Source organism: Entomospira culicis, assembly GCF_028748145.1.
GTDB lineage: Bacteria > Spirochaetota > Spirochaetia > WRBN01 > WRBN01 > Entomospira > Entomospira culicis.
On the sequence record NZ_CP118181.1, the window covers coordinates 1,144,351 to 1,158,124 of the forward strand.

General features: G+C 48.7%; 11 protein-coding genes. 9 read left to right on the forward strand and 2 right to left on the reverse strand.

The genetic code is table 11. From position 1 onward, the window contains the following. Positions 1 to 10: 10 nt before the first annotated feature. Both tkt and PVA46_RS05380 read right to left on the reverse strand, forming a co-directional pair. Positions 11 to 1,996, reverse strand: coding sequence for a transketolase (tkt, locus tag PVA46_RS05375; protein WP_167695729.1), 1,986 nt, complete (start codon positions 1,994 to 1,996; stop codon positions 11 to 13). Between the two features lie 25 nt (positions 1,997 to 2,021). After that, positions 2,022 to 3,461 (reverse strand): MGH1-like glycoside hydrolase domain-containing protein, encoded by a 1,440-nt coding sequence (locus PVA46_RS05380; RefSeq protein ID WP_167695730.1) that lies wholly within the window; start codon positions 3,459 to 3,461, stop codon positions 2,022 to 2,024. Between the two features lie 229 nt (positions 3,462 to 3,690). Here PVA46_RS05380 and rsmH point away from each other — a divergent pair, with 229 nt between their 5' ends. The 9 genes from rsmH to PVA46_RS05425 all read left to right on the forward strand — a co-directional run bounded on the left by rsmH (position 3,691) and on the right by PVA46_RS05425 (position 13,762). Further along, the gene (gene rsmH / locus PVA46_RS05385) at positions 3,691 to 4,683 is read left to right on the forward strand and encodes a 16S rRNA (cytosine(1402)-N(4))-methyltransferase RsmH (protein ID WP_167695731.1); all 993 of its coding nucleotides are present in this window, start codon (positions 3,691 to 3,693) and stop codon (positions 4,681 to 4,683) included. Positions 4,684 to 4,921: 238 nt separating this feature from the next. Continuing rightward, positions 4,922 to 5,203: a hypothetical protein gene (locus PVA46_RS05390; protein WP_167695732.1), complete on the forward strand. Its 282-nt coding sequence runs from the start codon at positions 4,922 to 4,924 to the stop codon at positions 5,201 to 5,203. Between the two features lie 4 nt (positions 5,204 to 5,207). Continuing rightward, complete coding sequence (locus tag PVA46_RS05395) at positions 5,208 to 6,632, forward strand: UDP-N-acetylmuramoyl-tripeptide--D-alanyl-D-alanine ligase (protein WP_167695733.1); 1,425 nt, start codon at positions 5,208 to 5,210, stop codon at positions 6,630 to 6,632. A 19-nt stretch (positions 6,633 to 6,651) separates the two neighbouring features. Continuing rightward, entirely contained in the window at positions 6,652 to 7,812 is a 1,161-nt protein-coding gene (mraY, locus tag PVA46_RS05400; protein WP_167695734.1) for a phospho-N-acetylmuramoyl-pentapeptide-transferase, read from the forward strand. Between the two features lie 7 nt (positions 7,813 to 7,819). Further along, positions 7,820 to 9,028 carry an FtsW/RodA/SpoVE family cell cycle protein gene (locus tag PVA46_RS05405; protein ID WP_167695735.1) on the forward strand — a complete coding sequence of 403 codons (1,209 nt, stop codon included), beginning with the start codon at positions 7,820 to 7,822 and terminating at the stop codon, positions 9,026 to 9,028. Beyond that, complete coding sequence (locus tag PVA46_RS05410) at positions 9,025 to 9,759, forward strand: cell division protein FtsQ/DivIB (protein ID WP_167695736.1); 735 nt, start codon at positions 9,025 to 9,027, stop codon at positions 9,757 to 9,759. Before PVA46_RS05405 ends, PVA46_RS05410 begins: the two co-directional genes overlap by 4 nt. 327 nt (positions 9,760 to 10,086) lie before the next feature. Further along, positions 10,087 to 11,430: a cell division protein FtsA gene (gene ftsA, locus PVA46_RS05415; protein ID WP_167695737.1), complete on the forward strand. Its 1,344-nt coding sequence runs from the start codon at positions 10,087 to 10,089 to the stop codon at positions 11,428 to 11,430. Between the two features lie 73 nt (positions 11,431 to 11,503). Continuing rightward, positions 11,504 to 12,823, forward strand: coding sequence for a cell division protein FtsZ (ftsZ, locus tag PVA46_RS05420; protein ID WP_167695738.1), 1,320 nt, complete (start codon positions 11,504 to 11,506; stop codon positions 12,821 to 12,823). A gap of 6 nt (positions 12,824 to 12,829) precedes the next feature. Continuing rightward, complete coding sequence (locus PVA46_RS05425) at positions 12,830 to 13,762, forward strand: tyrosine recombinase (RefSeq protein WP_167695739.1); 933 nt, start codon at positions 12,830 to 12,832, stop codon at positions 13,760 to 13,762. Positions 13,763 to 13,774 lie beyond the last annotated feature (12 nt).

Below are 13,774 nucleotides of genomic sequence, written 5' to 3' on the forward strand. Positions count from 1 at the left end.
TATCTCCTAATTATTTAGCAACTTCTTGAATCAACGTCATCAGTGCATCGGCGGTTAATCCGACATCTACTGCCACCTCTCCAGCCTTACCACTCGCGCCAAAACGTTCAATAGAGATAGCACCCGCATGCGCTAGCGACGCCCAGCCACCACGTACCCCCGCCTCCACACTGATTACAGGTAACCCATCACCCACCAAGTGCCGATAGTGAGGAACATTCTGCTCTAATAATCGACGAGAAGATACGGATACAACCCGCACCCCAATCGACATCTTTTCTGCCACCGCAACCGCCAAGCTCACCTCCGAACCCGTCGCTAACACCACCACTTGGGGATGAACCTTCGGCTCAAAAGCAACATATCCACCCTTAGCCATCCCCTCTTGCCAACCATGAGGCTTAGGAAGCACCGGTAAATCTTGACGGCTCAACGCCAAGACCACAGGCCTCTCTTTTTGCGTCAATGCCCACTGCCAAGCCCAAGCACTCTCTTGCGCATCGGCAGGACGCAACACCTCCATGTTCGGGATAAGGCGTAACGACTCTATCTGCTCGATAGGTTGATGGGTTGGGCCATCTTCTCCCACATAGATACTATCATGTGTTAAGACATAAACCACAGGTAAATGCATCAACGCCGCTAAGCGCATCGCCGCCCGCATGTAGTCAGAGAAGACTAAAAAGGTCGCGCAAAAAACTTTAAATCCACCATGTAGCGCCAACCCATTCGTAATGCTCGCCATCGCATGCTCACGAACACCAAAGTGCAACATCTTTGCCTCGCGATGGTCGGCACTAAATCCCACCGGCCAATCAGCAATCGCCGTATTGTTCGATGGCGCTAAATCGGCACTCCCGCCCATCAACGCAGGCACACGCCTAGCCACCTCTTGCAAAATGCGCCCACTTGCCACGCGCGTAGCAACCTTGTCGCCCTCGTTGAAGAGTTGCTCCCAATGCTCTGATGCTAAATAACTATAAGATTCGGTGTGAATCGCCTCCCACGCTTTATTTAAATCTGGGTGTTGACGTTGCCAATGCAATAGCTGATTTTGATATGCACCGCGTAGATGATCGATCGCGTTACGACGCGCTTGCATCCATTGAATCGCACGTGGATCGACATAAAAATCGACCCCTTCGGGCACACCTAACGCCTTGCGCGTGGCGATAATCTCCTCTTGCCCCAACGGCGCCCCGTGAATCTTATGCGACCCTGCCTTCGTGGCTGCACCCTTGCCGATAATCGTTTTAGCAATAATAAGCAAAGGCTTATCACCATCTTGCTGTGTGTTAGCCTGCGCAAACGCACCATCAATCGCGTCATAATCATGCCCGTCTATCTCGATAACCTGCCAGCCATAACTCGCAAAACGCATAGCCACATTTTCACTAAAGGCTAAATCGGTCTTGCCCTCGATGGTGATTTGGTTGCTATCATAAATAGCGATAAGTTTCCCCAGTTTGAGATGCCCTGCCAGCGATGCAGCTTCGCCACTAAGCCCCTCCATCATACAGCCGTCACCCATCACCACATAGGTTTTATGGTCGACAATACGCTCTTCGCCTTGATTAAAACGCTTGGCAAGATTGGCTTCGGCAATCGCCATGCCCACCGCCGTAGCAAAACCCGCAGCCAAAGGCCCAGTCGTCGTCTCCACCCCCACCGTATGTCCGTATTCAGGATGCCCCGCAGTAGCCGAATGAAGTTGGCGAAAGCGACGCAACTCACTAAGGGGAAGATCGTAACCACTGAGGTGTAAAAGGGCGTAAAGCAAAGACGATCCATGTCCTGCCGAAAGCACAAATCGATCGCGGTCGCACCATTTGGGATCGCTTGGATCATGTTTAAGATACTTACCATAAAGCACCGCCATCACATCCGCCATGCCCATAGGCAACCCAGGGTGTCCTGAGTTGGCACTCTGCACCATATCCATGCTTAAACAGCGTAACGACGTTGCAATTGCGGTAAATGCCTCTTGATTCTCCATGCTTATTTCTCCTTTTTTCTCACCCTTAAAGCTTCTCGATGAGCATTGAACATTGCCCAGAAGGAATGGGAAGCGTCTTCTTTTTTATGTTGACAAGATTGACCGTAAAGTAGTAAAGCTTCTCGCTCTTGAGGCGAATTTCCCAGCTTTGACGATGATTTTTCACACATAAAATGCTAATAATATTACGTTTTAGACTCAAATTTTCAATACCCATAAGCTCCAGTGTCGGCACAATCCAGTCGACCGTTTTGCGTGGCAGACTAATAATCAGCCCCACAATATTCTCAATCATGAGCGTAATTGTGGCAAGACAAACCATCGTTAAGATATCTTTTTGGTTGGCATTCTCCTTGCCATCCCCCACCCAAGCAATGCCGTCGCTAAGGGGTTGATAGCTCTGCCAAAAATGTCCCACACCATCGCCATCGGGATGCATCCGATCGAGGATAAAGTAAATGTGCTTGGCCGCAGCCTCGCGCGCAAATTCAAATTTTTTAAACTTCTCCAAGCCCTTAATCACGATATAAGTAAGTTCGGGATAGACCCCGCCATTAAAGCCATCACCCTTAGCATTGAAATCGCTCTCGTTTACCGCGATGCTAGGGAAAGGGTTGGGCGTAGCAAAACCATCGGGATCGTGTAAATGAGCAATCAGGCGATCGGCATTCTCCTCGGTGGGAAGTTCGGCTAAAAGCGCCCAGTAAGCGGCAAGCGTACGCGCCTTAATTTGATTGCCACTCTCATCTAAATCAAAGTAAAATCCAGCATCTTCTGACCACATCAGCGCATTGATTTTTGTCTTGAGCATAAAGTAGCGCTTTTTATAACGAAACGAGAGCTCCTTGTCATTCATAATGTCAGCAAGATACGACATATAGAGCGCATTAAGCGCCTGTTGGCAATTAAAATCGATAAGATAGAGCGCATCTTTTCGCGGTTTACAATCCACCATAATCGAGGCAGATAATGGCGCATGATAGAGACCAAGCGTCTCATCAAAGGCCACTTGATCGAGCCAGTTAAAGTAATCGCCAAGGATCGGTAGCACATCTTTAACCCGCTTTTTAATACCAATTTTATGATAAATATCAAACTCTACCCACGCAAAAATTGGCGGGGCTAACCCTAAAGGATTATTCTCAGCAAGAATCGCTTCGCCAGTGGTAAAGTTGTAGTGGCTACGGATCGCTCCGGATAGTTCCTGTTTGGCGTAAATAGCATCAAGGGTGGCAAACGCGGAGTAAACCTTGTTAGAGTACACCAGATAAAAAGAGGAGAAACAGGCATCGGTTACCGAGATATCTACTTTATCTTTCTGGTGAAACATCGACCCCTCAAACCCGCTCGCTTTGGTGCCGCGTGCCCATTGGGCATCGATCAAGTTCCAACTTCGCACGTATAAGTCGACAAAGTCTTGGTTGTAGTAATGGATACGTGGCACACCTTTTTTTAGTGCAATCATGCAAATTCCTCTATCAGTTTGGCCTTTAGAATAAATAACATTGAAAAATCACAGCTCAATATCACTACCCTTATCGGCAAATAGCCGGCATATCGTAATCCTCTAGCCTTACTTTTCCCCGATCTTTTCGCGAATTTCTGTACAAACCGACAAAATTTCCTCGATTATTCCATCTTTTCCCTAATCATTTGGGATAAAGTGATTGATTTTTCATGATAAATTGGCTAGAATGCTAGCAATACTATTGCGGACAAAGAGGAAGCGCCCTATCAGCAAGAATTCCTATCAAGGACACTATTCGGTACTAAAAGAAGAGTCGATTGTTACTCTACAACCTACTTCGGCTTCAGGTATCTGGATTGATGGTACCCTCGGCGAGGCAGGGCACGCAAGCTATGCGCTAAGCTCCTATCCAAGCATCAGCCTGATTGGGCTAGATGCCGACCCACAGATGCTCCAACGCGCCCATACCAACCTCATACCTTATGCAGGGCGCTATCAATTGGTCAATCAATTTTTTGACGACTACTTCGCCCACTATCCACCCAACCAAGCTCCCCCCAGCACGATACTTTTAGATCTAGGTATTAGTATGTTCCACTACAAAGGCGCAGCGCGTGGCTTCTCCTACGACGACGAATCCTCCCTCGACATGCGCCTAAACCCCAGTGGAGAGAGCGCCTACGATCTCCTCCTCACCAAAAGCGAAAGCGATCTTGCTTCTATCTTCTGGCGCTACGGCGAAGAGAAAGAGAGCAGACGCATCGCCAAAGCCATCGTACACCAACGCAAAAGCGCCCCCATCACCAGCGCCAAAGAGCTAAGCAATCTCATCAAGTCCGTCATCAAACCCAAACCAACGCAATACCTTCACCCCGCCGCCAAGGTCTTTCAGGCGTTGCGCATCGCGGTCAATCACGAGCTCTCTCGCCTCGAACGCATGCTGCCCCTTGCCTTCTCTCGCCTAGAGACCAATGGCAAATTAGGCATCATCACCTTCCACAGCCTCGAAGATCGTATCGTCAAACACTTCTTCAAAGAGCTCACAAAATCATGCCAATGTCCCGATAATCAACTTAGATGCACCTGCCTTGGCGCCTATGCCAAGCAGATAAGCCCTAAAGGCATCACTGCCACGCCTCAAGAGATAGCAGAAAATCCTGCCTCGCGAAGCGCTCGCCTGCGCGTTATCCAAAAAATTCGCCCCTACCCTAAGGAGTAATCCAATCCATGTTCTACAAACACCTTACCCACACTCCTCAAATCTCATACTTAGCATCTCCACTCGCGTTGGCTTCTGTATTATCCAGAAGATGCCCCGCTATCCTAAGGAGTAACCCAATCCATGTTCTGCAAACACCTTACTTACACTCCTCAAATCTCATATTCAGCATCTCCACACGCGCTGGCTTCTGTATTATCCAGAAGATGTCCCGCTATCCTAAGGAGTGCCTAAACCCATGACATGGAAACACTTTACCTACTCCCTGCTCCTACTCCTTCTCGCATCGGTTGCGCTCTTGCAAGTGTGGAGTGCGTGGCAATTTCAAATCAATGCCTATCAGCTTCGCTCCCTTGAGCGCCGACAAGAGCTTACCCTTGAACAAAATCGACGCCTTCAAGCCAACATTACCGCGCTCTCTGCTCCCGAGCGTTTACTCATTTTAATTGAACAAAATCCACAATGGCAACTGCGTCGCCTTGCAGGCGAAGATATCACGATTATTGACATTAAGGAGTAGTGCGATGATTCTTAGTATCCAAGAAATTAGCAAGTTATTGCATGTAAACAACTTGGCAGCTGCGGGTACGGCAAGCATTACCTCCGTAGAGATTGATAGCCGTCGCATTGAACCTGGGGCGCTCTTCATTGCATTGTCGGGTGCGCATCAAGATGGGCGTATCTATGTGGAGGAGAGCTTTAAGAAGGGCGCGAAGGCTGCCATCATTGGTAGCAGCGACGATGGCTTTGAACTCTTAGCCCAAAAAGAGCATGCTACTAAATATGGATGCGCGCTCTTTGTCGTCGACGATCCGCTCAAAGCGCTTCACATTCTTGCCAAGTGGCACTTACAAAAATTCCCTAACCTCAAAAAAATTGCTATCACGGGGAGCTCGGGTAAAACCACCGTCAAAAATCTGCTCTATAGCATCTTCTCGCAAGCCTTCCACACGCATGCTACGGCGGGAAATTTCAATAGCGAGACGGGGCTACCTCTCTCTATCTTTCATATTGAAGGCAGTCATCAAGTTACCATTTTAGAGATGGGCATGAACCACGCCGGAGAGATTGCCGATTTAGCCCAAATTGTCGAGCCCGATATCGCAATCATTACCAATATTGGCAAAGCGCATATCGGCTTTTTGGAGAGTGTCGAAGCGATTGCGCTAGAAAAAAAGGCAATTTTTAGTCGCTTTGACGGCAATCAGCTGGCCTTTATCCCCCAAAAAGATGCCTATGCCTCACTTCTTGCCCAAAATGTCCAAGGCAATGTGATTTTTTACGATCCGGCCACGATCAAACGCTTAGAAAATATCACCTCGCTTGGGCTGGATGGTTGGCGCTTTAGCCTCGGCGCAGAAGAGATTCACTTTCGCCTCCCGGGTATCCACAACTTTGAAAACGCCGCCCTTGCTATCTACGTGGCAAAAGAGATGGGCATCAAGCACACACAAATCAAACAGGGTCTGCAGGCTATCCGTGCAGGAGAACATCGCAATGAGGTCATAAAAGGCACCATCACCGTAATGAAGGATTGCTACAATGCCAATCCCGAAAGCATGAAGGCTGCCATCGAGCTGATTACTGCGCTCAAGTATAGCCGAAAGGTGCTCTTTTTGGCCGAGATGAAAGAGCTTGGCGCCATGAGTGCCAGTGGGCATAAGGAGCTTGCCCAGCCCATTATGCATGCCGATGTTACGGCGATTTTTCTTTTAGGTAAAGAGATGCTCTTTTTAGAACGCGAGCTTAAAGTACGCAATTTTACGGGAATGATCTTCTGTGATAGCAACTTTGATACCCTCAAAGCGCACCTCAAGCTCTACCTTAAAGCTAGTGATCTTCTGCTCATTAAGGGGAGTCGGGCACATCGATTAGAGCGTCTCGTTACCTTTTTAGAAGAAGAAAAATTTTTACCAAAAGAAGAGCCATCAATCCACGAAAAAAAATAAACCCAAGGAGTTCATCACTATGCTATTTTGGCTAGGAGAGCAATTTTTACAAGATTTTCCCCCCTTACGCGTACTTAGTTACATCTCGTTTCGCGGGATTTTTGCCGCCATCACCGCGCTACTGATCAGTTTTATTGTTAGCCCCAGCATTATTCGCGCGCTAAAACGCTTCAAATTAGGCCAATCCGTACGCACCGATGGTCCACAAGATCACCTCATTAAGAGTGGTACGCCCACGATGGGTGGGGTTATCATGATTGTTAGCATCCTCATCGCGACGCTCCTGTGGCAACGCTTCGATAGTTTCTATACGTGGATTATTCTCCTTTCTCTTCTTGGATTTGGCGCGCTGGGGTTTGTCGATGACTACCTCAAGATCAAATTGAAAAATTCTGACGGTGTCTCGGCAAAAATGAAGATCATTGTGCAAGTAGGCCTCTCATTACTCATCGTTGCACTGATCAAAGCCCACGTGATGGCGCACATGCACGACGACGTGCCTAGCTTGGGCGAGAATTTTTCGCTACTCTATCTTCCCTTCTTCAAAGAGGCAGTGATCGATTTAGGCTGGGTCTACTTTCCTTTCGTGATGGTCATCTTGATCGGCACAAGCAATGCCACCAACCTTACCGATGGCTTGGACGGACTCCTCACTGGTCTCTTGATCTTTGCCTTTGGTGCCTTTATGGTCATCGCCTACATCTCTGGACGTGCCGACTTCTCCAGCTATCTGAACATCCCACATATTCAAGGAAGCAGTGAGTTGGTCATCCCTGCGATGGCGATTATCGGGGCGTGTATTGGCTTTTTATGGTACAACTCACACCCTGCCGAGATCTTTATGGGTGATGTGGGATCACTTGCCTTTGGTGCAACTTTGGGCATCTTCTCGATTATCCTTAAAAAAGAGATCTTACTGATTATTATTGGTGGGGTCTTTGTGATGGAAGCGCTCTCGGTGATGATTCAAGTTGGCTACTTTCGCTACACCAAAAAACGTTATGGTACGGGCAGACGTATCTTACGTATGGCGCCCTTGCATCATCACTTTGAAATTACGTGGAAAGAGGCGCGTAGTGATCAAAGCAAACCTTGGAGCGAGACCAAAGTGGTGATTCGCTTCTGGATTTTGGGGATTCTCTTTACGCTATTTGCCTTGGCGACACTCAAGTTGCAGTAGGTAGGCGATGTCGGCGCTCTTTGACAAGCAGAGAAGTAAAATACAAATTCGCATCAAAGCCAAGCGAACGCTTCCTCGCTGGCTTAGTGAGCATCGCTGGATCGATCTCCAACGCGGTGCAGTCGATCTCGAACTGCTTTTAGTCATTCTCGCGCTGATTCTCTTTGGTTTTGTCATTACCTTCTCGGGCTACTTCTACTTTTCATGGCAACAGTATAGTCAAAAAGGCACGCCCTTACTCTACTTTATCTCTCGGCAAGCGATATGGCTGATGCTTGGCTTTATCTCGATGATCTTTCTTAGTTTGATCTCTCCTCGTGCTATCCACAAAGCCACGCCTATCTTTTTTATTTTGGTGCTTTTGCTCAACTTGATGCCAGTTTTTGGGATTTTGGGACAAGAGATTCGAGGCGGTAGACGCTGGATTTTCCTCGGAGGCTTCTCCTTTCAACCTAGTGAGCTGGCCAAATTAGCCCTCGTGCTCTACTTGGCGCGCATCGTTAATGGGCATCGCGAGCGCCTCGCCACAAGCTTTGCCGGAGCGTTACGGCCAATGTTGATGGTAACCTTGCTTGGCTTGAGCGTCTTCTTTCAAAACGACCTCTCCACCTCGGTCTTTCTCTTTGGGATTGCCATTTTGATCCTCTTTATGGGCGGGATAAGTTTGCGCTATCTGGTGATCCAATTAGCAATGATGCTGGGGATGAGCATTTTGGCGATTATCTCCACACCCTTTCGTATACAACGCGTCTTACTCTGGTTGAGCGGTGATGGTGACCTCACCAAAAATGGCCGGCAAGCGATCCTCGCATTACGTGCCATTGAGAATAGTGGCATCGGTGGAACGGGCTTGGGCGCGGGAGAGTATAAGCTCGGGCGTATCAGTTTGGTGCAGTCGGACTATATCTTTGCTGCGGTAGTTGAGGAGCTTGGCTTTTTAGGCATTATGAGCGTGATTGGGCTCTTTTTGCTTCTCTTGGTCAAGGCCTATGACATCGGACAGAAGACAAAAAAGCACTACACCTCCTTTTTAGCCATCGCGCTGGCAACCACACTCGCGGGGCAAGCCTTTCTCAATATGGCGGTGGTGGTGGGCATCTTTCCGGTTACCGGATTACCCCTACCCTTCTTCTCGGCAGGAGGCAGTAACCTCTTGGTCTCGATGATGATGTGCGGGATTCTGCTCAATCTCTCGCGTAAAGAGGGGCGAACGTGAGTAGCATTAAAGGCAGAGTGCTTCTCTTTTTGATCGTCATTCTTGTGCTAGAAGTGATCTATTTTGGCGTTATTTTACCCAGAACCTTGCTCAAAACCATCTTGATTGATGCCAACTTTGACGTGCTAGAGAGCGATATCTATGAACTTGGTGATCTGGATTATGGCATGCGTATCATGGAGGTAGACCCCAAAGCCCTTGTCCAACTCCTAGAAGCACAGAGCATGATTCAAGAGGCACACGTGCAACGCGGACACTTTGGCAGACTCTATATCCAGATGAAAGGCTATAATCCTAGCGTGGCGCTCATCACTGCCGAGGGAGGCATTCTCTTTTTGGATCATGGTGGCTATCTCTTTAGTAGTAACAAAAAGACAGGCATCTTTCCGCCACTATTACATGGCGCACAATTTGAACAGGAGGAGAGTGGTCTTCGGCTACACAAGAGCATGCGTCCTTTGCTCACCGCGCTACAACGCCTACGCGAACACCATCCCACCACCCACAGCTCCATCGCCGGTATCAAAGCCATCAGCAAGGCCGATAATTTACTATACTGGCAGGTGAGCTTTATTGGCCTACGCGCGAAAGCCAAACTTGCGAGCTACCTCAAGGCCGAAGATATCGAGCGGGCATTTGTCGTTCTCCTTAGCTTGGAGAGTCAAGGACGCTTTTTGGGCGAAGTAGATTTTCGCACCAACGAAATTGTCTACACGCAAGAAAAACCATAAGCATCGACACAAACGACGACCAACTTTTCCAATATTTATAAGATAAAGTCTAACCTCCGCCCAAGATATCTCCCCTAAAAGTCGATGATCTGCTATACTCATAAAGGAAAGGGCATCTATCTACAAAATAAAGCCCAATCTCCTGCCAAGATATCTCCCCTAAAAGTCAATAATCTGCTACACTCATCAGAGAAAAGTCATCTATCTACAAAATAAAACGCAACACCTAGCAAGATATCTACCCCAAAGGTCGATAATCTGTTATACTAACCCAAGCAGACGTGGTAGGCTATCCATATCTTTTTATCGATAAAGAGAGAGTACGCAGTGAGTGAATATAGCAAAAATCAAGATGTCTATGTGGCCATCGATTTAGGCTCGGCCACCATGAAGGCGGTAGCTGCATTCTATGACGAATTTCAGCGCCCCACCAAGGTTGCGGTAGTGCGTCGTGATACCGCGGGCATTCGTAAGGGGGCTATTCTCAATTTAGAGGCGAGCGTGCATGCCATTGAAGATCTCTTGAGTCAATTGGAAGCAGAGTCTGGATCAGAAATCCATCACTGCTTTGTTGGCTTCTCTGGCGAACATATTCAAGCCCAAAATTCCGATGGCGTTGCCAATGTCGGTCTACGTGGTAAACCTCGATCTATCTCGGTAGAAGATGTAGAGAAGGTCATGGACTCTGCCCAAGCCGTCCCCTTAGCCGACAATCGCGAGATAGCCGCGATTATTCCGCTCAATTATCGCATCGACAACCACCTCATTACCCGAGAGCCACTCAACATTCAAGCCGTACGGTTAGAGGCGCGTATCCACATCATCACCGCTCCCGGTAGCTTGCTGAATAATCTAGAACAAGCCGTGCGATCGGCAGGGCGAAGCGTGCAAGCGCTCATCTATTCGCCCTTGGCCTGCGCCTATGCGGTGCTCTCTAAAGTGGAGCGCACGGAAGGAGTTATTCTCATTGAGATGGGGGCGAGTACCACCAAAATCGCTTTTTTTATCGACGAACAACCTCACTACAACAGCGTACTACCTATCGGTGCATCCTCGCTCACCAGAGATCTTGCCGAAGTGGAGAAGATCCCCCTTGCTCTTGCCGAACAACTCAAAATTGAACATGGGATCTGCTATCGTGGATTGTTGGGCAATGAAATTCGCCAAATTCCCATCCCACCCTTCGGCGGCCGTGGGGCAGAGATGATGCTAGAGAGCAAAATGTGCGATATCCTCCAAGCCAGAATGACCGACATCGCGAATGCAACGAAACGTCGATTGGAAAAGAGCGGTTGGCTCTACAAAGCCAAGTCGATTGTGATTGCCGGCGGAGGAAGCCAACTGCCCGGTGCAAGCGAACTCTTTGCGCGCATCTTCGATCTCTCGGCACGATCCGCCTATGTGATGGGCGTGGAAGGCCTTGATGACGAAGAGAGCCTTGCCCAATACGGCACCGTCTGGGGGCTACTCAAACAACCAGAATATCTCCAAAAAGAGATTCAACGCCAAAACTTCTCCGACGAAGCACCCGCCCAACCCGATCTCCCCCACTCGCTCTATCCCGAAGAGAATTTCTTTGAAGAAGAGCGCCTATCGGCAAAAAAACGCAAAAAAGAGAGTAAGCCCAAGAAAAAAAGTACGCTAAATTGGATAAAAGAGAACTTTTTTTAAAAAAATACTAGACACAATGGCTAAAAATAGAGAATAATAAGATAAGGAACATGGAAATAAAACGAGGTCGCTTATGAATCGCCTAAACATGACTGTGGTGGAGAGTTCGACTACCCCCAGCCAATCTAACGATGAAACCCTAGGTACCACGCGTATCAAGGTTATTGGTGCCGGTGGCGGTGGGTGTAATGCCATCGATCACATGATTCGCACCCATATCGAAGGGGTTGATTTTGTCGCCATTAACACCGACATGCAAGCCCTTTCGCGGTGTCTTGCCCCACAAAAGATCGCGCTTGGACAAAAATTAACCGGCGGATTAGGTGCCGGTGGTAATCCTGATGTAGGAAGCCGTGCCGCCCAAGAGGATAAAGAGGCGATCCGGCAAGTCATCGATGGCGCGCATATGGTCTTTTTAACCACCGGTCTTGGGGGGGGAACGGGCACCGGTAGTCTCCCGATCGTCGCATCACTGGCGAAGGAGTCGGGGGCGTTGACCGTCGCCATTGTTACCCTGCCCTTTAGCTTTGAAGGCGCAAGAAAGATGAACATTGCCCGCGAGGGTCTTGAGGAGCTACGTAAAAATAGCGATGCACTTATCGTTGTCCCCAATCAAAAATTATTAGAAGTCTCCGACCACAAAGCCACCTTCAAAGAGGCGTTTGCGAAGGTCGACAACTTGCTATGTATCGGAGTTAAGGGCGTGGTCGATCTTATTACCAACACAGGTTATCTCAATGTCGATTTTGCCGACGTGCGAAAAATGCTCTCCTTTAAAGGCGAAGCGCTCATGGGGATGGGTATCGGCAAGGGCGATAATCGCGCCATCGATGCCCTAAAAGCAGCGCTCAATTCGCCTTTGGTAGAAAACAACGATATTTCAGGCGCACACGGGCTACTAGTCAATATTACGGCAGGAACTGATTTTGGTATCTACGAAGGTGATGAGTTGATGAGCGCATTGAGCGAGCGTATCAGTGAGAACACCGAACGCAAAATGGGCTTGGTTATCGACGAGAATCTCATCGACGAAGTACACGTAACCATCATTGCCACAGGATTTAACCGCGAAGAACCACGGGTCATTGAGCGAGGTAATCGTACCTTTACCACCGTCGGCGGGCAAAAACCCAAGCCCGTTGCGCCACTTGAACCAGAAATTACCGATCTCGATACCGCGCCTCATCGCGCTATGCAATCGCGCCCTGCGCCTGTTCACAGCGAAACATTTGCCCCCGAACCCGAACGCACGCCTTCGGCGCGAAAAGCCAATGTCATCGATAGCAACGAGTGGGAGAGCATTACCAAGGGCAGACGTCAAAAAAATGAGGAGAAGATCGAGCTTGATGAGAGCGTACCTAGCTACTTACGGCACCTAGGCGAAGGGTTCTAACCACCCATGACCCACCAACTCGACCAACTCTCGAAAAAGGAGATTCTCCAGCTCTTTGAGGCAGAAATATGTCTCAAAGAGCGTCGTAGTCTCGCCACTGCTGATGTCTACCTACGTGAGGTGAGCTTCTTTCTCGATTACATGGAGCGCAAACAACTCAGCTGGGATGCCCTTACGCCACCAATTATCGAGGCATACCTCCTTACGCGTGAACTCTCTTCGGTATCGGTTGCCAAGGCGATGAGCGCCTTACGTAAGTTTATGCAATTTCTGCTCTATTATGATCTTGTCGAACATAACCCAATGGCGCTTATCAAACGACCACGTATTCGCCGAAAGAATCCCGAAGTCGTCTCCGAAGCACAAATCGATCAACTCTTATCGGCCTGCGACATTACCACTGTACTGGGCTTACGCGATCGCACCCTCTACGAATTGATGTATAGCTGTGGCTTGCGTATCAGCGAAGCAGTCGATCTCGATGTGAAGAACCTCTCTCTCAAGGAGGGTATTATTCGCGTGGTTGGTAAGGGAAACAAAGAGCGCATCATTCCCCTTGGCGAAGAAGCAATCTACTGGCTAGAGCGCTACCTTAAAGAGAGTCGGCGCGCCATTTTAAGAATACGTAAAGGAACGCCTTATCAACGTCGTAGTGAAGACGCGCTCTTTCTCAACTTTCGTGGCTATCGCATCAGCCGGAAAGGTATCTGGTTGAACCTCAAAAAGTGGGCGACACAAGAGGGTATCGAGCTAAAGACCCACACGCTACGCCACTCCTTTGCCACGCACCTGCTCAAAAATGGCGCAGATTTACGCGTAGTGCAAGAACTCTTAGGGCATGTGGATATTGGCACCACCGAGATTTATACCCATGTCGATCGGCAAGATTTAGCCCTTGCGCATCACAAATTTCACCCGCGATCCCGAAATAATTTATAACAAAGGCTATTG